Annotated in this window: 14 protein-coding genes; 3 read left to right on the top strand and 11 right to left on the bottom strand. The window is 40.5% G+C overall.

What is annotated here, in order from left to right:
• Positions 1–10 precede the first annotated feature (10 nt).
• From AC0MA3_RS15810 to AC0MA3_RS15775, 8 genes are all read right to left on the bottom strand, one after another.
• Positions 11–1,165, bottom strand: a complete 1,155-nt coding sequence (locus AC0MA3_RS15810) for a winged helix DNA-binding domain-containing protein (RefSeq protein WP_474656880.1) — start codon at positions 1,163–1,165, stop codon at positions 11–13.
• Between the two features lie 21 nt (positions 1,166–1,186).
• The gene (locus AC0MA3_RS15805) at positions 1,187–4,456 is read right to left on the bottom strand and encodes a non-ribosomal peptide synthetase (protein ID WP_474656879.1); all 3,270 of its coding nucleotides are present in this window, start codon (positions 4,454–4,456) and stop codon (positions 1,187–1,189) included.
• A gap of 53 nt (positions 4,457–4,509) precedes the next feature.
• Complete coding sequence (locus tag AC0MA3_RS15800) at positions 4,510–5,082, bottom strand: phosphopantetheine-binding protein (protein WP_474656878.1); 573 nt, start codon at positions 5,080–5,082, stop codon at positions 4,510–4,512.
• Positions 5,083–5,120: 38 nt separating this feature from the next.
• Positions 5,121–5,876, bottom strand: coding sequence for a thioesterase II family protein (locus tag AC0MA3_RS15795; RefSeq protein ID WP_379162618.1), 756 nt, complete (start codon positions 5,874–5,876; stop codon positions 5,121–5,123).
• Positions 5,876–7,888, bottom strand: a complete 2,013-nt coding sequence (locus tag AC0MA3_RS15790) for a condensation domain-containing protein (RefSeq protein WP_474656877.1) — start codon at positions 7,886–7,888, stop codon at positions 5,876–5,878. The genes AC0MA3_RS15795 and AC0MA3_RS15790 overlap by 1 nt, the downstream gene beginning before the upstream one ends.
• A 172-nt stretch (positions 7,889–8,060) precedes the next feature.
• Positions 8,061–12,158: an amino acid adenylation domain-containing protein gene (locus tag AC0MA3_RS15785; protein ID WP_474656876.1), complete on the bottom strand. Its 4,098-nt coding sequence runs from the start codon at positions 12,156–12,158 to the stop codon at positions 8,061–8,063.
• Positions 12,159–12,244: 86 nt separating this feature from the next.
• A complete protein-coding gene (locus tag AC0MA3_RS15780) occupies positions 12,245–13,621 on the bottom strand; it encodes a serine hydroxymethyltransferase (RefSeq protein WP_474656875.1) in 1,377 nt (458 codons plus the stop codon).
• 48 nt (positions 13,622–13,669) lie between these two features.
• Positions 13,670–14,947: an MFS transporter gene (locus tag AC0MA3_RS15775; protein ID WP_379162604.1), complete on the bottom strand. Its 1,278-nt coding sequence runs from the start codon at positions 14,945–14,947 to the stop codon at positions 13,670–13,672.
• 1,462 nt (positions 14,948–16,409) lie between these two features.
• On the opposite strand from AC0MA3_RS15775, the gene AC0MA3_RS15770 reads away from it, so the two are divergent.
• From AC0MA3_RS15770 to AC0MA3_RS15760, 3 genes are read left to right on the top strand one after another with little or no spacing between them, the layout of a single operon-like run.
• Positions 16,410–17,048: a nitroreductase family protein gene (locus tag AC0MA3_RS15770; RefSeq protein ID WP_474656874.1), complete on the top strand. Its 639-nt coding sequence runs from the start codon at positions 16,410–16,412 to the stop codon at positions 17,046–17,048.
• Between the two features lie 7 nt (positions 17,049–17,055).
• Positions 17,056–17,901 carry a hypothetical protein gene (locus tag AC0MA3_RS15765; protein WP_474656873.1) on the top strand — a complete coding sequence of 282 codons (846 nt, stop codon included), beginning with the start codon at positions 17,056–17,058 and terminating at the stop codon, positions 17,899–17,901.
• 45 nt (positions 17,902–17,946) lie between these two features.
• Positions 17,947–18,717: a flavodoxin family protein gene (locus AC0MA3_RS15760; RefSeq protein ID WP_474656872.1), complete on the top strand. Its 771-nt coding sequence runs from the start codon at positions 17,947–17,949 to the stop codon at positions 18,715–18,717.
• Positions 18,718–19,434: 717 nt separating this feature from the next.
• Here the strand turns inward: AC0MA3_RS15760 and AC0MA3_RS15755 are convergent.
• From AC0MA3_RS15755 to AC0MA3_RS15745, 3 genes are all read right to left on the bottom strand, one after another.
• Positions 19,435–21,693, bottom strand: a complete 2,259-nt coding sequence (locus tag AC0MA3_RS15755; RefSeq protein WP_474656871.1) for a cold-shock protein — start codon at positions 21,691–21,693, stop codon at positions 19,435–19,437.
• A gap of 297 nt (positions 21,694–21,990) precedes the next feature.
• Positions 21,991–22,089, bottom strand: coding sequence for a type I restriction enzyme endonuclease domain-containing protein (locus AC0MA3_RS15750; RefSeq protein WP_474656870.1), 99 nt, complete (start codon positions 22,087–22,089; stop codon positions 21,991–21,993).
• A gap of 95 nt (positions 22,090–22,184) precedes the next feature.
• Positions 22,185–23,819, bottom strand: a complete 1,635-nt coding sequence (locus AC0MA3_RS15745; protein WP_474656869.1) for a hypothetical protein — start codon at positions 23,817–23,819, stop codon at positions 22,185–22,187.

The following is a 23,819-nucleotide window of genomic DNA, read 5'->3' as shown; positions in this document are numbered from 1 at the left end:
ATTCCCTATATCACAGTATTAGTTCTGCATCCATACCGAGAAATTTACCCACATTCTGTACTTCGATGTTGATTTCGTTCTGAACGGGTTCAACTATCTCTCGTAATGCATTTATTCTTACTTCTATACGGCGCTGATACCTCTTTATCTCCCACGAACCGACAATGTATCCGTCTATTAGAATCGCCGGTCTTAAAAGTCCTCCACCTCGGTATACATCCTTTGCTGCATATGCTGCCAGAATTAGCTCTCGATCGTGATACCCTAACAGATAGGAATCATATGCTGGCACGAGAAGCACAGTAGGATCTTCAACTTTTGATTCGTTAGAGAAAACTTGTGTCTCAAGCAACGACAACCGTCGATCTGCGACTCTCACTTCGATCATCTCATGAGATATGCTCTCCCACCCCTGACGCAACGCTTTCATTGGCAGACCCGACCAGTTGGCCAAATCCGCCAAACTGGCAGGTCCATATGCTTCAAGATAGCGTCTCGCCAGTTTAGCTAAGGCCTCCTCCTTAGATAAGGGTTGAGGCACAACGTTCAGCCAGGTCTCTACCAGCACATATGTTGGGTCGCCATCCCGATCGGGCCCAAAGCATATCAAACCATCGAGTGCGGCACGTCGTAAAAGATGATATGATGCCTGACCCTCAAGATTGATGCCTTGTGTTATAAGACAGTCTATCACTTCATCGCGTGTAAGCGGTTCGCTCTGTGCGAGTACCGCATAGAGCTTTTCGATGCTCTTAGAATACAACTTTTCGTTTAATCCCAGCTCTTCATAGCGTCGTTGGCTTTTCTGAATAAATGTCTTTCCATGAAGACCAATGAGCCAGTGAAAGTCCTCTGCTGCAAGAAGATGCAATGTCCCTCGCATGCACCAAGTGCGCACGATAGTTCTCTCCTCAATCTGAGTCTGCTTCAATTCGTTTGAGGTTAAATTGTTCATGCGCACGCGAAGTGCGAGTGCCGCGTCAAATGGATACTGTGCCTGTACTCCACAAATCGTCTGTAGAAGTTGCGCAATATTTGAGATTTCTGACTTAGTATCTATCAACAAATGTTGAGCACGTAGTCGTAGACGCCGTATCTCTTGTTCCGAAAGCTCAATCGTTCCCAACATGAATATCCCTTTCGTATTTCCATCGATTTTAGCCAAACCTTTTATTTAACATGTATCCTATGCCTCTTTTCTCAAGTCAGCAACGACACGATTCAGCTCATTAATGCCTATTTCAGAAAACATTTCAGTAAACGCGTCGAGTCGATCTACATTGTCTCCGCGCTTCATAAAATGACAAATTTCTTCAACCGTCGGCTTAGTAAACAGTGTCGAAAGAGGCATACTTACGCCTAACATCTCCTCGATACGATTATTCAGTCGCGTTGCGCTTATTGAATCACCTCCCAGGTCGAAGAAATTGTCCATTACGCCGACTTGATTTAAATTAAGCACGTCGGCCATTAAAGATGCAACAATGGCCTCTAATGTTGTTCGAGGAGCGACATATCCGACTATCAAATCGTTGCTGGTATACTCTTCCGCCATCTTCATTAATCGTCGCCGATCAATCTTCCCATTGACGCTGAGCGGCAACGTTTCAAGTATCACGATGTGTGATGGAATCATATAATTGGGTAGTTTCATTTCGAGAGCTGTCTTAAGTACACTTGGTTCAAGCGCTTGCTCGGCATCAGCTATTGCTACCACAAACGCCACAATCCATTTATGTTCGGATTGACCTTCCACAACAACCGCTACTGCTGAAAGAACTCCTTCCAGCATTTTCAGACTGGCCTCTATCTCGCATAGCTCTATCCGTTGTCCATGTATTTTTACTTGAAAATCGTTACGACCAAGAATCTCAATGTTTCCGTCTGGCAGATATCGCCCAACATCACCTGTGGCATATATTCGTTCGCCAGTTCCTGGCAACGTGATAAAACGCTGATCACTCAGAGAATCATTGCGCCAATACCCCTTAGCAAGACCAATCTTGCTCCCGTCATACATATCCCCTGGAACCCATACTGGCTGATTTGCAAGATGCTTATCTAATATGAAGTAGTGATGATTTGTTGTTGGCTTTCCGTAAGGAATACTAACCCCTTTCGGATCGACGGTACCGACCGGATAACTAATAGACCAGACGATGGTTTCTGTTGGGCCACCAGCACTAAGAATATTCACCTCAGGCGCTACGCTTCGTAAGCGATCGGGCATTGACATAGGAATGAAATCTCCTGACAGCACTACCTGCCGAAGCGTTTTCAATTGATGCCCAGTCTTACCCTCAATATACGATATCAATATGTCCATGAACGCTGGAACCGAGTTCCAAAACGTCACATTCTCTGCGGAGATCATTTCCATCCAATGTGCTGGTTCCGGATTGGGAAGGGCATCAGGAACGACATTACCTACACCCAGACCTATTGCAAAGACATCAAAGACAGAAGCATCATGCTGCAGAGACGAAATTGCGAATGCCCGATCTCCTTTTCTCAGACTGCATCGCTTATTAATGTCAAACAGCATGTTAACCACACCGCGATGCGCGACCATTACACCCTTTGGCATACCAGTAGATCCTGATGTGTAGATCACATATGCCAGATCATCCGACGTTTGGATACTTTCTAAAGGACTGTCATCCACTCCATCGAAGTCGTGATCAACACAGAATCGTTGCAATCCTTCGGGCCATTGGAGCCGCTGATTCACTACTGATTGTGTGAGTACTATTGACACTTCACCTTCCTTCAGCATAAAATCTAATCGTTCTCGCGGTACATTCGGATCGATGGGTAGATAAGCTGCCCCAGCAACGAGCACGCCGTAAACCGCCGCATATTGCTCCCACCCCTTCTCCATTACTATCGCTACCAGCTCGTTCGGTCGAGCACCAAGCTCTCGCAGCTTTCGGCCGATCTGATTAGCACGATGACTAAGCTCGGAATAAGTAAGTCGTCTCGAACTCGTAATCACCGCCATAGAGTTTGGCTCATTTCGTGTCACTTCCGCCAGCATCTCGTGAAGTAGCATGTCGGGCACTTCTGCATCGGTTGCGTTAATTTCATCGCGTTGCTTGATCTGCCACTCAGGAAGCATCTCGAATTTTTCTTGGCCCCAGCTCTCCTTCTGAGCAAGTTGGTGCAATATAGTGCAGTAAACCTCGAACATATCATCGAGCATTCCCTTTGGAAAGCAGGCATCTAGAGAGTCCCAGTTGAAACGCAGCTCTCCCTCAAACTCAGAAATTTGAAAGTCCAGTAGCACCTGTGGCGTCTGAGTGATAGCGTGTACCTCGCGACCGAAGCTTGCCATCTCATATCGTGTTGGATGTCCTAACAAGCTTGTAATGACGATAGGCGCCATTGCTCTTACGCCCTTCTGTAACCGCATTAACTCACGCAAAACGCGAACGCCACTGAACTGACGATATTCTAAATCCTTAACCACTTGCGCCTGTATCGACTTGGCACGCTCGGCAAAAGTACCATCACTTTTTTCGATAGCCACTAGCAGATTGTTGGTGAAGTCCCCAAGGACCTTACTGATCTGCGGATGTACAGGTTTGCGATCATAAATAGGGAAGTTGATGGTGAATGCGTCACAGTCGCTCCATTTCCTTATGACTTCGGCAAAGACGGCCACCATGATGACTGATGGCGTCACTCCCAAGCGTTGTCCATGTAACTTGATTTCAGACCACTCTTTCTCATTAACTACATATCCACGCGAGTTGAACTTGATTTCTGTATTCGGATCGATTGTCGACACCTGCGGAAGATTGGCAGCTGGTGGCAGTGTCGGTAGCCGTTTCATCCAGTAATCTTTCGCCAATTGATACTCTTCTGAATTCTCGAGTACTGAATCAACCTTTGTTATGTAATCTCTAAAAGTAACCTCAATTTCTGGAAATTCATGGTCTGGATTATTGTAAAACTCGATCAACTCCGGCAGAATGATTTGAAAGTAGCTCCAGGCATCCATAATCAGTAGATCGATACTTGTGAACAAGCGAAAGCCATTATCTTTTAGAAGAGCTACATCTACCTCAAATAATGGCCACTTGTCCGCAGGCAGCACTTGATGAGACATGCGTTCGCGAATTTCGCTTAACTTATCTTCAACTTTATCCGCTGATTCCTCCCGAAGATCAATAACTTGAATTTGAAAAGGTGGAACCTCACGAAGAATCTGCTGTGTTTCATTTGAATAAAAGACTGCTCTCAACATATCATGTCTTTCGATGAGCCGTGACCACGCCTTCTCATATGCTTTCAGATCCAAATTATTAGATTCGTGTTCAAAGTACGCGTGACATCCCACATCACCGAATTCCACCACACTGCCGCGTCCGATCAGTAAAGCCTGTTGCATGTCGCTAAGTGGGAATGGTTCGAATCGTTCTTGCTCATCGTGCTTCAATATGTCAATATTCATATACTATTTCCTCCTCTTAAAAAAAATAAAAGTAGTGAGTTCATATTATTCATTCACAGCTTTGATTCATTCTTCATCTGTGTCATAATCAGTGCCAACTCCGATAGTACGCTAGTACGCAACATAAGTTCAAAATTCATGTACATTCCCATATCACGTTCGATCGCAAAGTGCATCTGCGCTACAAGCAGTGAGTGTCCGCCTAGCGCGAAAAAGTCATCTGTAACACTGATTCTTCCCACTGGGAGCAACTCTCCCCATAGTTTTACGAGGTACGCCTCGATAGCATTACATGGTTTAACGTAGACAGATTCCTGTTTGAAGATTTCTTCATACATATTGAGCAGTTCACGTGACGAGATATTCTTGCCGATCGAATCGACTATAATCAACTCTTCAGGTACTGGCACCTCAGGCGATACCTCATGCAGTTGCCGCCGTAACAAAGAGAAAGCTATAGTATCATTCACAGGAACCAGTAACGCAACCAATCGTGCACTAGAGTCGCTTCCAACCTGAAACACTTGTGCTTCGCGCACGTCATCTAAAGCTTCAAGCGCAGAGACGATATGCTGATACTGTGATATCTCTCTGTTCGCTATAACCTTTTCGCTGTCATCCTTCATGTTATTCTCCATTTTAATATTATATTTTGTTTAAATCTTTATTCTGAGACTGTCACTGTGTATCTGCGCAAGTCAGCATCAATAATTGGCAGTAGCGTGCTCGATGCGTTCTGTACTGCGAAGTGATCTCCGTCTACCAGGTACTCCGATACATCGCTATACGCACGCCAGCCTTGCAACTCCTCGAATGGCATCCCTTGATCATCCCGCCACGCGAAGGTCGTGATCGGACAGGATATTACGCAAGGCGTAGGTTGATAACGATCACACATTGCGAGATCCTTGCGAAGAAGCTGGATGGTATGTGGCAGAAGTATTGACGACAGCTTCGGATCAATAAGTGCCAAAGTAGTGTCCTGCAAGATGCTCGCTAACTCGGCATCCGACAAAGTCAAATGTACAGGCCCGCGATGACTCGAATGTGGTGCGCGCGATGCAGAGACGTAGAGATGTTCAGGCATACGAACATTTTGCTGCATAAGCTTTAAAATGAGATCATATGCCAATAATGCCCCCATGCAGTGCCCAAATAGAGCGTACGGCCGATCAAGAAAGGGAAGAAGTTCAGGAAGCAGATCGTTCGTTAAGTCTTCTATATCTTTGTATGTGAATTCACTAGCTCTGTTCTCACGTCCAGGAAGTTGCACTGAACATACCTCATATTTTTCTGATAATATCGGCCAGAGGCGATATGCCGAGGCGCCAATTCCAGCGAACGGAAAACAAAATAATCTTGCCTCAGCATGAGGATTGGGTTCTCGAAGTAACCAGTTTGTCGACTTTGTCATCATCATTACCGTCCCTCCGGTATATCTGATACACTGAATCGATTTTTTTTCATATTCTCCGATAGCTGCTGATCAGTATCTTCGATACTGTATGCCTTCTCATGCTGCAAGAAAGCCGACTCTATCCTCTCATGCTGCTTAATCAAATCGGCAACTTCAGCCTCTGACAACTGTTCAACGCGATCGAGCAGAGATAGTATATGCTCTTGATCTAATGTTTGAATTGTCAATCGCTCGATTACATTAGCAAGCGAACATACCGTTGTATTCTCTAAAAAAAGTTGTAGCGTCAGATCAATGTCGAACTGTTCCCGAAACTGCGCCACCATCTGTGCCGCCATAACCGAGTGTCCTCCTACAGCAAAGAATTCGTCCGTTCTTTGTATACCATCGACACCGAGCGCGCTTGACCACGCCTTAGCAATGGCGGATTCAGTAGTGGTCATTTCTGCTTCTGCAGATTCATTAGTAAATAATGTCGATTGATGTATGTTTGCGCTTTCGTTCGACGTATTATTGACTCTTGTTACCTTTTTATAAATCATCGGGCAAAGATCAGACAGTCGTAATTCGGGTTGCTGAGCGATCGCCTCTACAATCTGCACATAGTCGTTGCAGAAAGCCTCCGCAGTCTCCTTTTGGAAAAGATCGATGCAATAGTCAAATCGTCCCGATAGCCCATTAGGTTGTTCGTCAATAGCTAGTTCAAAATCGAATTTCACGGTCGACGTCGAAACACCATCCCAGCTTAAACCAAGATCAGACGTCAGTTGTATATCTTTATCCAGTAGAGGAGTGCTGCCATACAGAAACATCGTTTGACACAACGGCGGTCGTCTATGATCTCGCTCTGGAGCAAGCTCCTGAATCAGTTTGCCAAACGGGAGATCCTGATGTGCAATGGCATCCAGTGTCACATGCCGAACCCGATCCACTAGTTCAATGAAAGTTGGATCTCCCGACATATCCGTACGAATCACGATGATGTTTACGAAAGATCCGATCAGAGCCTCTAATTCCGATTTTGTTCGTCCGGTAATTCCAGTGCCTAGAACACATTCATTTTGTCCTGTACGACTTACGAGCAGCAACTGATAGGCTGCAAGCAGTATGGTAAACGGTGTGACCCCACAACGCTTGCTGATCTTCGCTATACTATTTGCTGTCTGTTGCGGAATAAAAAAACGACACGTGCTACCCCTCATACTCTGAATAGATGGTCGCGGAAAATCAGTTTCTACGCAGAGCGGTTCACAGCCTTTAAGTTGCTCTCTCCAGTAATTTAAGATACGATCATACGCCTCACCGGTGAGACTTTCTCGTTGCCAGATAGCAAAGTCACCGAACTGAATGGGAAGCTCATCAAGATTAGGTGCCTCTCCTCGAGAGAAGGAGCCATATAGCGAGATTAACTCACGAATTATTATCCCGAGCGACCATCCATCTGCGACTCCATGACTTCCGACCCAAAGTAGAACATGCTTGAGCCGAGCCTTGTCAAGCTGTAAGAGATGCACGCGATAAAGCGGCCCCTCAGCAAGGTTTAAAGAGATCTGCATGAATTTCTCCGCAAACTCGGAGGCTGAATGATTAGGATCTTTCTCTTCACTCAGATCAGTCACAGATAGTTCCATAGAACGTACTGGGCCAATGACCTGAACAATCTTTCCCTGGCGAAGTTGTAATGTCGTTCTTAACGATTCATGTCGTCGTTCAATTTCGCTAAGCGCCGCAGTTAGCGCCGTCACATTAAGCGGTCCTTGTAAATTGAAACGAAACGGAACATTGTAAGTCGGTAAGCCAGGTGAGAGCTGTTCCAAATACCACATCTGCTCCTGCCAGAAAGAAGCGATTGGTTCTGGAGAAGCCACGCGTCGAAGCGTCGATTCATCGCTAGATAAAGTCGCGAAATCACGCGCTTTCTCGGTACGCAAACGAGCAAAAACTCGTGCGCGTTCCTGTGAGGAGAGATGACCGAGTGCCTTAATAAGATTATCGATATTTGTTGTATTGTTCATGCAAATACCTTCTTTCTTTAAGTGGTCGGTTAGATTAATGCCTTACGACATTAATCCCCAACAGATCCGACGTGTGGATTTCACGCATCCGGCTCCTTATAAAGTTACTCGTTCGACAATTATCCAGCGTATAGATTGACATATATCTTGGGTTTTACTAGGGGATAGACTTTTATCTCTTTGTTACAGTATCCAACGGATGTTCGACAGCCAATAGATTCGCTAGTTGCATGGCTTCATGCTTGACGAAATAGTGATTTCCTTGCGAGATCTTTGAACTCCTAACGTCTAATGCAAAGGACTTCCAATCCGCAGCACGATCTTCCTGTTCGTTGGTTATGATGTCACATTCGCCTAATATACAATGAAGTGGAGTACGCAGCTTGAAAAGTGCTTCGCGATAGCTTTTTTCGAAAAAACGTGCATGCTCCAACATATCATGTCTTACTGCTGCGATAATTTCCTTCATCTCTCCGCCATCGAGCGCGCCATCGAATCCACCTATCATCTTAAGATACACCTGTAACTCGTCGTCTGATGTCGAATTGCCACGTTCTGCGGTGCCTCCTGGATCGATATCAGGTAAGGCGGCACCTACATATACCGCGCGAACATCACGTCCACGCTCCTCCAATAAATGCGCGAGATAAACTGCTATGGATGATCCTGAACATTGACCATAAATGGCTATTGGACCATCGATTTTCTCCATAATCTCGTGGCAACAGTTATCAGCTATATCTTCCCAGGATGCAAACGCTTCACCAATACGACCTGGATCATGCCCCGGCAGAGCAACTGACCACAGTGCTATGTGTGATGGAATCACATCGGCTAGCGATTGATAGACAGAAACATTTCCACCGCCATACGGGACACACACCAACGAAATAGTGTTCTGACCTGATGTTGGCGTCAACAGATGCAGCAACTCCACCTCACATGAACTTGAGCTTCTTAAATAGTTCGCTAACATACGAACTGTGCGATGCTTAAATAGTTCTACAACAGGCAGACCACCCTCGATGCTGCGCGATAATCGAATTGCAGAGAACGAATCGCCCCCTATTTCGAAAAAGTCGTCATCGATTCCAACATCATCGATTCCGAGAATCTCTTTCCACGAAGTTAAGATCATAGCCTCGAGAGTGTCAGTCGGTTCCTGTCGCGTCGCTTTATTTAATTGAGGTGTAAGTTTTGCCAGAGCGAGTCGATCCACTTTTCCGTTTCTATTCTTTGGAAGGCTGTCTATCTTTTGGAATGAAGAAGGTATCATGTATATCGGTAAAATCTGTGTAAGATTCTGACGCAACTCTGTCCCAATGACTTCTCTACCCGATATTGGTACATAATACGCCGTCAATGACGCGCCACGTTTATCATTGCTGTTCGCGATGACAACAGCTTCTTTGATGCCTTCACAAGAGCACAGTACAGATTCAATATCACTCAAATCTACACGCAGACCATGAACCTTTGCCTGAAAATCTATACGTCCAATAAGCTCGAGAACACCATCTCGGTTCCATCGCGCAAGATCACCTGTTCTAAAGAGCCTCTCTGGTTGCTGATCCAACAAGGTACACTCGACGAAGCGCTTTGCCGTGAGTTCTGGTAGACCGATGTATCCACGTGCCAGGCCAATACCTCCGATGTATAGTTCTCCGGGAACCCCTACAGGAGTTGGCTGCATCCATTGATCTAGAACATAAACACGTTGATTGGCCATCGGCTTTCCGTACGGAATACTGGTCCAGCTTTCCTCAGTCTTTTCCACTGGATAGATTGTTGAATGAATTGATACTTCTGTAGCACCACCAAGAGCAATGACTCTCACATCAGGTGCATACACCCGTAAACGATCGGGCAATGACACCGGGATCCAGTCGCCGCCCAGCAGAACCAAACGCAGTTTTGGGAGAAAAATATTATTAGCTCGCTCCAGTTCCGCGACTAGCAACTCAAGCAATGCCGGTGCTGAATTCCAGATTGTCACTTCGTTTTTAATCAGTAGATCCAACCAGTGTGTAGGTTCTTTCAACGAGGCGGATTCTGGAATTACCAGCGCCCCTCCCGCAATAAGTATTCCCAGCGTTTCATAGACAGACATATCGAAGCTGGGTGATGAAAGAAAGAGTACTCGATCACCGGAGCCCACTTCGAATCGTTGATTTAGGTCGAGAAGGTTATTAAGAACACCACGATGTCTAATTGCTATTGCTTTAGCTCTTCCGGTAGAGCCGGAACTGCAGATAACATAGGAGAGCGACTCGCTATTGATGAATTCATGTTGTTTATCGCTTGATCGTGATTTATCGTGTGCCTCTGCTAAAGCGAAGTTATTTAAGCTATCAGTCGAATCGTCGTATCTTTGAAGATTCATTTCTTCTCCGATGAAGTCATCTATGTATATCGTCCGAATAGATTCGTTGGGTATTGCACCGAGCGCGTTCTTACGTCGACAGACAAGAGTCTGAGCACCAACCTGTCGTATTGTATTAATAAGATGCTCATCAGTGTAATGTGCAGGATCAAGTGGTACATAAGCACGTCCAGATTTAAGTACAGCAAGAATCGCTATAACAAATTCCGGTGATCGTTCCAGCGAGATTGCTATCAATGCTTCTGGTTTTGTACATACAACATGAAAATACGACGACAATCTCTCTGCAGTTGCGTTAAGATCTGCGTAACAATAGGTCTGATTGCCAAATATAATTGCTGTAGCATTACTCTGCTTTTCTACTCTGCGCGTAAACGTCTCATGCAGCGTTGTATCGGATAAGAGGTTAACCGCTGTGTCGTTCCATTTTACTAGTATTGTGTTTCTTTCCTTCTCACTCAATAACGGTAACTTAGAAAGGCATGTCGTTGGATCATTGGCGATCGCTTCGAGAACATTCATATAATGCTCGATCAATCGCTCGATCGTGTCTGGCTCGAAAAGATCTGTGCTATATTGCACATGACCGTATATACCATCTGAGGACGGGCGAGCACTCAACAATATATCAAACTTCGTTGTTATAAAGCTTGGCTCCATCCACGTAGCATTGAGGTCATGAAATTCGGCAACCTCCGACGGTGTCTCGTCCAACATGAACATTACAGAAACCAACGGGTTGCGGTCTGCCGATCGATGTGGATTCAGCGCCTGTACAAGTAGATCGAATGGGTACTCCGAATGAGCATATGCTTCTAGTGTGTTCGAACGCACTCGTTGCAACAATTCACCAAAACTCGGATCATCGTTGAATTGCGTACGCAGAATGATTGTATTGACAAAAAAACCTATCAATCCTTCGAGTTCTGCTCGATCTCGTCCCGTTATTGAGCACCCCAGCGAGATATCAGTCTGACCAGTGTAACGTGCCAATACAACTTTAAAAGCGGCCAGCAGCACCATAAATAGCGATGCTCTCTCCTTTTTAGCGAGTTCTTGCAAACGTAATACCAACTCTTTTTTTAGCTGAAAATACTTCTGTTCGCCCCGATGTGATATAGTCGCAGGTCGTGGATGATCTGTCGGGAGATCGATAACCTGAAGATCTTGCAACTTATCCTTCCAGAAGTTAAGAAGCTCTACACCCATTGAACCTTTTAACCGCTCATGCTGCCATAATGAGTAATCGGCATATTGAATCGGTAACTCTAATAGACTTTGACTCCCTACTCCTAAACGCGCATTGTATATAGTAGCGAGTTCGCGAAAGAGTATACCAATTGACCAATGATCATTGGCGATATGATGAATGTCTACCACTAGAACGTGTTCCTCTGAATTCAGGCAAATGAGTATCGAGCGCATAATAGGTCCTTGCCGCAGATTAAAAGGCGTTGTAGCGTCTTGCAATATCACCTGATCTATGGCGTTTTGCTGCTCCGACGGCTGTAATTTCGAGAAGTCATAATGCTGCAGCTGCAAAGGAATATCATCATTAATTATCTGAACGGGACGACCGTCGTGCATATCATATATTGTCCTGAGCACTTCATGTCGTCTGACCACTGCACATAGACTATCGATTAGAGCTTGCTTATTTAGTTGTCCTCGAAGACGTAACGGCACAGGACAAGTATAGGCTGGATTCCCCGGATCTAGCTCATCGATAAACCATAGCCTTTGCTGTGCATGCGACATAGGAATATTTCCAGATCGTGTATATCTTGAAATTCGATTTACATTTGTTTTACTCTTCGATAGTAAAGTATTGAAAAGTGTCTGCCGATCTTCTGATAATTTTGATAAACGGTCTGATATCTCATTCATAAACTTCTCCCCCTCTCAAAGAGAACTACTAATACAACAACTCTACATACTTCTTATTCGCAATGTAGCCTCGTCGTTTGTCACAGCTAATCAAACGTCGTCCACTGCGGATATTGCGGAATTGGATAACGTCTGCATAATGCCATGATTTCAGTCTGCACGTCATCGACGATACAAGAGTCGATTCTATATTCTGTGTCATCGATTGGCTCGACTTTAGAAAGCACCTTGTCAATAAGTGCCACACAGTCTTTCATAATCGTAGCATCCATGCCTCGCAAAGCTAGCGTGTTTGTTCCAAATCGAATACCACTCGTTATCAACGAGCCTCTTTTGTCATTGGGTATTTTGTTCCTGTTTACAATGATTCCACACTCTTCAAGTGCGCGTTCGGCGATTGCGCCTGACAATCCGCGTTCACCAATATCTACTAACACCATATGATTATCAGTACCGCCAGTCAGCACACTATAGCCTAAAGCTGACAGCTCTTCTGCCAATACACGAGCGTTAGTTACAATGTTCTTTGCGAGCAGACGAAATTGTGATGTATTAACCATTGCCAAGGCGCGTGCCTTAGCTGCTATCTCGCTTAACATCGGTGTGCCCTGCATTCGCGGAAACACACCACGCTGAATGATCTCGGCTAATGTATCCGAACGCTCAGATGTTCGATTATCCCAGTCGCGACCACTCATAATAAGGCCACCCCGTGGACCAAATAGTTGCTTATAAGTACTAGTTGTAGTAAAATGGGCATGATCAATTGGGCTCGGATGAACTCCACTAGCAACCAGTCCAGCGATATGCGATATATCGGCAAGAAGCAATGCCCCAACCTCGTCGGCAATTCGCCGAAAACGTTCAAAGTCGATAATTCGAGGATAGGCACTCGCACCGCAGATAATCAGACGAGGTTGATGACGTTTCGCTTTATCAAGTACTTCATCATAATCAATACGTCCTGTTTCGTCGAGGCCGTAGGCGAACGACTCAAAGACCTGGCCAGAGAAAGATGCACGTGAACCATGTGTGAGATGGCCACCACTATCGAGGCCGAGACCGAGCACACGATCACCCGGCCGAAGTATGCTGAACATAACGATCTGATTAGCGCTCGATCCCGAGTGCGGCTGAACATTCACGTAGCGCGCACTGAACGCTAACTTGGCGCGTTCGATTGCTATCCGCTCTACTTCATCTACAAATTTGCATCCACCGTGAAAACGCTGTCCAGGATAACCCTCTGTCGTGACATTAGTCAACACTGTTCCCTCGCAGGCAAGAACTGAGGGATCCGCGATGCTGGATGAAGCAATCATAGATAGCGTATTTACCTGCCGTCGATACTCCAGATTGAGTAAATCGAATAGCTCCGGATCCTCACTCGCTAATAGATGAACCCCATCACTTGCGAAATCCCCCATAAACCTTTCTGCATTTCTATATACTTTCAATTTCATCAACTCTTTCATTAGCTAAGAATTAAACAGTAGTCCGCGTATAATTCACTAAACGTATACTTCCTGCTCAACTTCACTATTATTAGACTTCTTCCGCATTCGACTGAAACGAAGATAACCTAGCAGGAGACATACGATCTGTAAAAATGCACATATAAAGAACACAACGCCCAAACGCATGTCACTACGCGGCAGATTCCCCACTTGATGAGCCACCAAACCAAGAAGCGGGACGGCCATCAATGGCCCGATCACAACCATCAACATACGCACAGACATTAAAGCACCTATGATTGCACCCTGTTCTGTCGGCTTTGTTGTTTTTGACACTATCGCGAGCAATGCAGGTCCTGTTGCATACATTATTAATGATACGAAAATTATCGGAAACATCATCCATCCCTGAGGCGCAAGACCATACAATGTATATCCGACAACTGCCATGAATAAACCGATAAGTACTGTACGCTCCTCACCATAACGCTTAACTAGCGCTCCCATCAGACCTCCCTGAACAATAGCGGTGGCCAATCCAACACTGCACATTGCTAGGCCATTCATGCTCGCACTCCAGCCAAAGCGAAAGGTTGTGTAGAGTACCCAAGTCTCGATCATCATGGCGAATGCTAACTGAAAGAAAACCCACACAACTACCAGAACACCGATATCACGCCGACGCATCAATACCACAGGAGCGGAAAACGGGTTGATGTTACGCAGAGAGAATGAAGAGCGCTTATCCGCAGGAAGTGACTCTGGCAGCATGAATAGACCGTAGAGCCCATTAAGACAGGCTAAACCTCCGACAACATAGAACGGTAAATGCATATCGATATTCGCTAAAAATCCACCTAATAATGGCCCAAGGATAAACCCCATTCCGAACGCTATACCGAATTGACCAAATGCCTTAGCGCGGCCTTCGGGCGGTGTTATGTCGGCGGCATAGGAATTGGAAGCGGTGTCACTCGCTGCTGTGGCACCAGCTACGATGCGAGCAAGTAGCAATATCCATAGCGACGATGCACTTCCAATTACAAAGTTGCTAATTGCGAGACCAAAGATCGACAACAACAGAATGGGTCTGCGTCCAAAGCGATCACTAAGCGCCCCCAACAAAGGAGCAACGAGAAATTGCATTAACCCATAGCTTACCACCAGAGCCCCATACCAGAATGCCTGTAACTTCGGATCTGACGTTTGTGTACCAACCAGAATTGGCAATACCGGAACAATGATTCCCAAACATAACATGTCGATAAACACCATAGTTAGAACAAAAGACATACCTGGCTTTCGTTTTGAAGAATTAGCAAATAAAGTCACATGTATACCTCCTACAATATAATTACGAAAGAATAATAGTTTGATAATTGCACCAATATCGCGACAAGAAAACATTAACATATGCATAGCTAAATTGGCAATAAAAATTAATAATGTTATTTTTTGTTCTTCTGGTATAAATTATATAAATTTTGAATAATACGACATTACACTGTGGTAAGAAAGAAATCCTATAATAAATATATAAAATGCTACTATTTTTAATACTATTAAGAAAAAGTAGTGGAAACATTGCTCTTTCAGATTGCAGGATTTTTCATGCTACAAATTGCTAGAGCTGAAGATGTATAATTTCAGCACATTAATGCAATTTATTTTATATAGGTTTTGAATAGCTCCAACATACCTTCACAATGTACCTGTAATTTCATTATGTGCAGTGAGAAAAAGGAAGTCTTTAAAACTTCTTTTTCTTATATTCCAAATATCTAATCGCTAGATTCCGAATATAATCAAAAAGTGAATTGTGATTAATATTAAAGGCAGCTGCTATTGCTGTTTTTGTCGCGCTATGTGCACGTAGTTTTCCGCATACGAAATACAAAATTGGAAAATATAATAAATAAATGTCGAAAAATACATTAGTTCATATATATGTTGACTTTTGTAATTTGTGTGGACTATTATAAACTCAGAAAATATAACATATACAATCTAAAGAAAATTATATTAGTGCAAATTAAGTGTTTTTTACTGTTAGATTAGTGGATTTATTTAGTTACAGAAAGGTGGGAGATGAAATAGTTATCGAAAAGCGTGGAAGTAAACTTCGTTTTTGGCGATCACATGATAAATGGCTGTAAGCAACATTGTGGCGACCGCAATAATTGCACGTTTACAATCTCTACGTCGTTTGGATGACTAAGAAACGATTACGAATTCCATGGTGTTTACTCCCTCCCTTTAATCGCAGCGTTGGCACATGAACAAGAAGAGGTTTAATGTAGATGCCGGCACGAGAGCTGCAGACACTTTTCTTTTATTCAGGAACACAGTCTATCAGTGCCAATTTGGCGCGAATAGTAATTACCAAAAATCCCCGATATCTGGGATTGTATCATCAAACCAAGTTCTTTCTGAAAACCTCAGAATAGTCACCGGTTTCGAGGCATCCCTAAGCCCTACCAAAAATGCCTTCGAATGTTTACACATCCTAGTAATCCAGTACTTACCAGTAGATTCCATGAACCCATCGATACAGCCATTTTCGCTAAGCCAAGATTAACATCCCGCAATTTGTAGTGAATCTGTTCACTTAATATATTTATCATAAAAAATAAGCTTCAAAGCAATAGACGGTTTCATTCCGTTTTATGCCTTGAGCGTAGCGAAAGGCCTGGTTATAAAAATGTTCAAATGGGAATTCTCACCGAACATAGAGAAAACATTCATTGACTACCATATGGTTTCGTTGAATGAACCGGAGTTTGCCTTTTCACAGATGTATCAGCATCAACATAGAAAAAGGATGCCAAACGATAATTATCCTTTAGTCAGATTGGATTATTCACTGGATTTAGATAATTCTTTTGAAAAAGTATTATATGAAAGAAAAACTTGCGTTAGTTATTTTAAGAATAAGCAAATAATTAATCAAAAATTCATTTCAAAATTTTGTAACTTAGCTTTTATAGGTGGTAATCGTAAAGGACGTACTTATCCTTCAGGAGGAGCAGAATATAATGTAAGAATTCATATTCTATTCAATGAAAAAAATGTACATCAAGAATTGGTTGAGTTCGGTAACATTGGAGAAGTAAATTGTGATACTGGTGATTTAATGATAAAGAAATATCAGCCATGGAAAGAAGTTAAAACTGCTTTTCTTCAGGGATATTTAGCTGATACAACACAGTTTTCTATTGTTCTTAGTATTGATATACAGTCTATCTCAAAAAAATATTATGATATCGCTTACAAACTAATTCAACAAGAAGCCGGTCACATTGGACAAAATATACAATTGGTATCTCAATATTTAGGGATTCAAAGTGTTCCCTTGGGTGGTTTTTATGATACTGCGCTAAGTAATATGATCAATGAAAAACAGACTGTACTTTATGCATTCTTAATGGGGTAGGTGTAAAATGTACTATTTAAATCACAAATTTCAAATTATAAAAGAAGCAAATATTATCATTATAAAAAATTGTATTTCGAATAAAGCATTAGTTACATTTGAGGATAAAGGGATTGATTTAGATAAATTCAAACAAATCATGTATTATGGTCAGAATAAAGATATGGATCATTCTATAGAGTCTTCAGAGATGAATCAATTAATCGACTCCTTTCCGTCTAGTTTTACTTTTTGTTCTGATGATAGAACAAAATCACTGTTTGTCCTTATAAGACAGTATACAGAGTTTTTATTACCATCTATCATCTCAGTGGATCGACTGGAAATGTATTTAAACGATGTCGAAGAAATTATTAAAGAAAAGAAAACTTGCGAAGTGTATTTATCACTAGATAACTCTTTACCTTATATATCAAAATTTCTTTCGGAAATTCCTTTTATTAATATCACTAACGAGGAAGATGATGATATTAAGAAAAATTACGATATTGTAATTACAAAAGTAAGGAAGTATGAACAAGATAAGTTATGGATAGATAAGAGTGAGCATATTTTGTTTTTAAATCTAAATCAGAGCAATATTGAAATTGGTCCGCTTGTGTTTGCATCCAAGTTCAAAATTCCAAATATTGAAATTGAATCAATCAAAGCAACCACCCATGTATTAAAGCATGAGGAATTATTGATCTATTTCTTTTTAGAAAGAATATTATATATTTATTTCTTTAAACTCTACGATAAAACAAATAAAATCGATTTTTTCCCAACACGCAGTAGAATATGTATTGATAGGATGAATTTGCATGGCCATAGCGAACTAGTTACTATGTATCCAAATTATCTTGAGGTCTAGTTGCTCAAGAAATTTTGATTTGGCGAAAGAAAGCGAGAAGAAAAAATGAATATTTGTGTGATACACGGCAGTATGCGTAAAGGGAATACGTATAAGCTGACGCAAGAAGTCATTAGTCGCCTTAAACTTCACGATGTTGAAATAACTGAAATTAACGTAAGAGAACTTGATCTACCATTTTGTATGTCCTGCCATGTATGTTTTGTAAGAGGTGAACTCAAGTGCCCGCACTATAAAACCATGAAATCGGTTACGGAAAAGATTGAATCCTGCAATGCGCTGATTCTAAGCGGTGTTGTTTATTCTCTGCATTTGAATGCTTCTATGAAGAACTTGGTTGATCATTTGTCATATTATTTCCATCGGCCTCGGCTATTTGATAAAAAGGGACTGGTTATTACCACAACTGCTGGTGCTGGGGAAAAAACAGTTGCCAAGTATTTGAAGTCAACTATGTCTCAATGGGGTATCTCCAATGTTCAAACTTTGAGCTGCAAAATACAAACAAGACCATTTTCGCTTACTGAAAAGCAGAAAAAAATAGTAGATAGAGTATCTGAAAATTTTTATAACATCATTTTGCATGATAAAACAAAAGAGCCGAGCATGAATGTCTTTATCACCCATAATACCTTTCGCGCCATGAGTGCCGTGGATACCCCCTTTGTACAGTATGATAAGTCCTACTGGAAGGAAACCGGGCTTGTTTCAAAAGTTTATCCGCGTAAAGTGAACATTTTCAAGGCTGCATTTGGTGTGATGGTATTTACAATTAAGAAAAAAGTTATGAACAAAAACTATACAACTAAAAAGTAAAATTAATATCTACACCACTTCAATAAGGTAATCCCCCTCGAGGGGGGATTTTCGAGCCACCCGCGTAAGTGATTGCCGATCCAGTCGGGGAACATTAAATCTATATTTAGAAGCTATGGACCATCCTCCTTAAAATTCTTGGATAACGAAGCTCTACTCTGAGCTCTCCCCCGTTAAAAAATTCCATTCTAAAGTTTCGAACAAATCTTCCGATCTTCCAGAAGTTCATTATCATCTAAACCCTCTACTCCCACTCTTATCGCTTTTTACCGAATAAAGACTTTTCTGATCGACTGGGAATTTTGCTCATTTGATCAAATGTACTGCTGTTGCAAGCAATTGCTTAGTGATTACGTGATACTATTTAAAGCGATGCCTCAGTTGGAGGCTTCGTCTTTCCTTGCTCAAACTTTGAATAGCTTTACTTTATCTCCTAGTTTATCCATTTTCATCTTCCTATCTATAATAATAAAACCGCCCTAAATTCTTAGGACGGCAGATGATAATTAACATATTTTTCAGAACAACACTTTAATGTGATTAGTCAAATATGTTCAGAGAAAATAAAGTATTAGACTGGAGTTGTTGATCTGACGCGGTTTTTTGGTTACAAAATCGTCAGGTATTGAGAAATAAGTTCTAGACTGAGAAGTAAAGGGAATTTGTATCAATCAAATTACAGAAAAATAAAGTATTAGACTAGATTTCGAATAATACTCAAATGCCGTAATAGCTTTCAACCAACTCTTCAATCCATGACATTGCCCCCCTAAAACTGAGCATTTCTGATTCCGTAATATCTGCTGAATGCGATGAGTAGTTCCTAACTTCAATTATTGCTTCCAGTCTATTTTTAAATTTACTCTTATCTGTGTCAAATACGGCTTTAAAACTCGGATCCCAATTATTAAGTATAATATTTTTAAGATCAGATAATGATGTTGTAACCTTTTTTGGATCAAACAGCTCCTTATATTGGTAGGCTGAGTATTTGGTTTTTTTTGCTTGATCGTAATTATAGTTATTTAAAACCCTATTCTTAGCGTTTGCTTCACCGTAAGTAAACCGAAGTTGGTTATATATTATATGTCTTAATTTGGGCTCGATTTTTCCACGGCGTTCATCGATTTCTTTCCTCTTTTCTTCATTACTCATGTTTAACTTTTGAAATTGATTACTTCTAATAATGTATTCTCTTAGAGATTCGATCTTAAATCCGTAGTACTCTCCAGTCTTTTCAATTATCCCATATCCTAGTAGATGGTTTGTATAATTATTAGATTGAATAGCAAATTTATTAAAGTTAACCATGTCGCCCAATGCAAGATAAACTAGAACTTGGTACTCATCATAATAAAACTCTCTTAACACTTCTATTATCATTTCATAGTATCGTTCAGCGTATTTCTCTTCAAATAACTTTTTCCCCTGATCGTAAATTGTTTTATTTACCCTAATTGGCTTATTTAATGTTCCATTTTCTTTAATTAGTTGATTAATGGTCTTACATACGTGTCTTATTAAAAACGGATGACCACCGTAATCTTGAGTTAAAGCCGCGCAAACTATATCATCAAATTCAAGCCCCATATAACCACCTAATTTATTTACCATTTCTTTTGTGCTTTTTGTATCAAACGCTTTTATATAACTTTCAGGGTCAAACTGACTATAAATAGGATTATCGACTCCTGCAACTCTTGTTGTCTCAATACATTTAGGATTTGTACCTGCAATAATATATGTAAATAGTTCAGGATGCTTTTGCGAGCAAGACCGAATTACTTGCCAGAACTTTATATAGTCCCTTCCTTCTTTCCAATGGTCAGATATAGAAATGCTAAAAGTTATATGTTCTATCTCATCAAAAAAGATAAGTAACTTTCCTGTTTTTTTACAACAGTGTAGCATATCTGATTCAAATAAGGAGGGAGCTTTCTCTTCACAATAGTCATCTTCACTTCGATCCAAATCAATATTGTTTTCATTAATTATTGTAGAAATGATCGCATATAACAAGCGGTTCCAACGCTTAAAGTGATGATTCTGAAAATCAATCCAAATTGATATCCCATTTTCCCTTTTTAAGGCTCTATCTACTCCATATAAAATAGAGGTTTTTCCTGTCTTTCTTAATCCAAAAACACCTGAGTGCTCCCCAGAAAGATGTCTATTTAATAATCCGTGCACAACATCGGTTCTCCCAAAAAAGTATAATTGTTTTTTTATTGGAGCTTCAAACTCGAAAAGATCACGTTCATAAAAGTGTTTTTTAATTCTATCCACGACAAACCCTTCGCTAAATTTATCAATTAGTTCCGAATATGAAAAAGGAATAATTATTTGCATCTCTGTATCCTTGCTAAGTATTTCATACAATTTCTTCTCAATGGTTGTATCCTTACTTATTATCACACTACATATTCTATCAATTCGAAGACGTGAATGCTTTTTATATGCAACATCAATGGCATCTAAAGTTCGAGGTTGGAAAATAGAATATGGGCTAAATATAACAATAATTTCACGGTTTAAATTAAACATCTCCTGGTACTTATTAATCGGCTTCATTAGAAAATATCTATATTCGCTGGTTATCCCTAGATTTATTGTCCCTCCGCCATTTGTAATATAAAAATACTTGCTTAATCCATTGATAATTTTTCTTTCTTCATCAGTAAAATGATTTATCATCAAAAATGAGCTCTTACCAGGTGTAATAACTACTTCAGTAGAATACTCTTCTGACGATTCTGACCTCTCCATCTCACTTGCCACTAAATAACGAATATTACTTGCAATAATCCCTTTTTGACCCAATACTTTTTCAAACAGTACTTTTTGTCCTTGTTGGGGTATAATTGTATTATTTTGCATTCCAGAAATATGAAAAAAAATATCATCTTCGCCACTACCAACATCAATAAACCCATACCCTTTATTGTCGTTATACCATTTAATGTATCCTTCTACCATAAATTCCACCCTTTCCTATGCATATATATATATTAAACTACACTCTACTTCGCAAGTATTTGATTTATCACTTCGTATTTTTACTAATTTAGCTATTGTATTTGCTCGATTTTACCTTGTAGCTATTGGAGGTTTCTCGACAGTTCAAAGGATATAATTAATTTCTCTTCGGTACTAATAACGGTCATAAAATAATTGAGGCGTAGCTAAATAAAACCTTTTTAGCTACGCCCGATGTCTGTTAGTATTTAAATTCCATGAATATGTATGAGCCATTGATTCCGTCTGTTAAAGTACCTAACTAATTACCATCTTCTCAAGATCTGGCCGATACCTATATTTTTCAAGTATCATCTTAATTGTGATTCGCATATGAGCTCGAACACTTTTTCTCAACGTCCATTGCTATGAGAAGCGGTAAGGAATGTTACGATAAATTGAGTTAGCCTTTATATAAGAACGGAATATAAAGTGATAGACTACATATAAAGTTAACTGTTAAATACGTTGTAAAACGATTCTCTGTAAGTTTCTTTGAAGAAAAGTTCATTTACTCCTGCTCTTGCTTGATATGAAATGTATCTATTAATTATATTTTGAATATATTCTTTCCTTAAAGTGGCAATCTTCTCGCAATCTCTTAAAACCTCTTCTTTCTTCATAGAAATTACATGGTAGAAATCCCATCTAATGAATTTTACAGCTTTCTCCTCATCAAAAGGCACTCCTGTGCAGGCAAAATTATCACTATTATTCTTAAGTAATTCTTTGTCAGAACTCACAATATTGCCCACAACAAATTTAAATATATCCTTCACCTTATCTGGTCGGTGAGTATCACAAAAAGGTGTAATACATAACAAATAAGTATCGTCATCATTTTTTTTAAAAATGCTTCCTGTATGAATTTTTTCTCCTGCTGTATCCATAAATTTCAGAAGTTTAGTGAAATAATAAGTTTGTTCTAAAAATGCATTTTTAAATCCCTCAGTATTATCAATATAATCGACAATTAAGAATATCATTAATACTATTTCATTGATTTTATTATCCAGTGAAGGGTTTGGGAGAATTGAACGAATTCTCGTTTTCAAATCTTCAAATGATATAAGTTCTTCGTCTCTAAAAACTTTCTCCAAACCTTCAACAAATTCAGCATTTCTAAATAAATCCAATATCGCTTGTTTCCCTTTAAAGTTTATAACTTCAAAAAAAGTAGAAATATTAGAAATATCAATTGTTTTCGCCCTTAAGACATTCTTTATTTTGTTTCTTTTCGCACTAAAAAGAAAATTACTTGGCTGTATTGCCGTATCGTCTGATAATACACTTGATAGAAACGTATCATCTAAAAATTTCGGAATACCTTCATTTTTAATTTCTGACGATAAAATCTGTGTTAATAGTACCTGTTCAAAAGGAGCGTTAAATTTATGGATTGCTTTAGTTATGCTCTTCTCAAGTCTACTAGCACTATCCATAATATGAATCGGAATACATTTATCACTCAATAAAATTTGCGATATCTTTCTTATGAGTTCTGATGGTTCAATATCCTTTTTCATTACGAAACCAAATAAAGAGTTTCCTTCCGTTTTTCCGTGTTCTTGAAAAAAATAACTTTCTCTATCAATTACATCGAAATATGAAGAGATTTGACTTATAACAACGTCACAATCTTCTTGTGTGTAGATTACTGCACATTTTAAACCAACTAGTTGGCAAGAGTAATAATTCAAAATTTCAATAGCTGCTTTTCCAGGTTTTTCAGGAGAATCAGGATTGAAATTTTCCAGGTTCCAATCTATAAAAAGCAATTTTGTTGTATCTAATACTTTAGATAAAAACCTCAGTTGTGCACTAGCACTTTGCGTACCATATTTATACGGGTATGCAATAAATCCGTCAAGAGTCAATTGTTGAAGTAACTCTTTAGGTCTTTCATTTAAATCTTCTTCAGTAGTTGAAGCGACATCATCAATGAAAAAATCATCAGGGATTTCTCCAAGTTCTTCGTCTGTTATTTCAGGCAGTTCAATTTCGTTAAAATTTAATTGGTCATCAACAATAACTGCATTATCAAAATATCGCTTCACTATCGCTTCAACCTGCATGATCTCACTCAT

This window comes from Paenibacillus sp. LS-5, assembly GCF_056121505.1.
The sequence above is the reverse complement of the archived record's forward strand: the minus strand, read 5'-3'. Positions and strand labels throughout refer to the sequence as shown.

Coding starts and splice junctions, on each gene's coding strand:
- AC0MA3_RS15805 (WP_474656879.1), bottom strand. CDS start 4,456: ATGAATATTGACATATTGAAGCACGATGAGCAAGAACGATTCGAACCA.
- AC0MA3_RS15800 (WP_474656878.1), bottom strand. CDS start 5,082: ATGAAGGATGACAGCGAAAAGGTTATAGCGAACAGAGAGATATCACAG.
- AC0MA3_RS15795 (WP_379162618.1), bottom strand. CDS start 5,876: ATGATGATGACAAAGTCGACAAACTGGTTACTTCGAGAACCCAATCCT.
- AC0MA3_RS15790 (WP_474656877.1), bottom strand. CDS start 7,888: ATGAACAATACAACAAATATCGATAATCTTATTAAGGCACTCGGTCAT.
- AC0MA3_RS15785 (WP_474656876.1), bottom strand. CDS start 12,158: ATGAATGAGATATCAGACCGTTTATCAAAATTATCAGAAGATCGGCAG.
- AC0MA3_RS15780 (WP_474656875.1), bottom strand. CDS start 13,621: ATGAAATTGAAAGTATATAGAAATGCAGAAAGGTTTATGGGGGATTTC.
- AC0MA3_RS15770 (WP_474656874.1), top strand. CDS start 16,410: ATGTATCAGCATCAACATAGAAAAAGGATGCCAAACGATAATTATCCT.
- AC0MA3_RS15765 (WP_474656873.1), top strand. CDS start 17,056: ATGTACTATTTAAATCACAAATTTCAAATTATAAAAGAAGCAAATATT.
- AC0MA3_RS15760 (WP_474656872.1), top strand. CDS start 17,947: ATGAATATTTGTGTGATACACGGCAGTATGCGTAAAGGGAATACGTAT.
- AC0MA3_RS15755 (WP_474656871.1), bottom strand. CDS start 21,693: ATGGTAGAAGGATACATTAAATGGTATAACGACAATAAAGGGTATGGG.
- AC0MA3_RS15745 (WP_474656869.1), bottom strand. CDS start 23,819: ATGAGTGAGATCATGCAGGTTGAAGCGATAGTGAAGCGATATTTTGAT.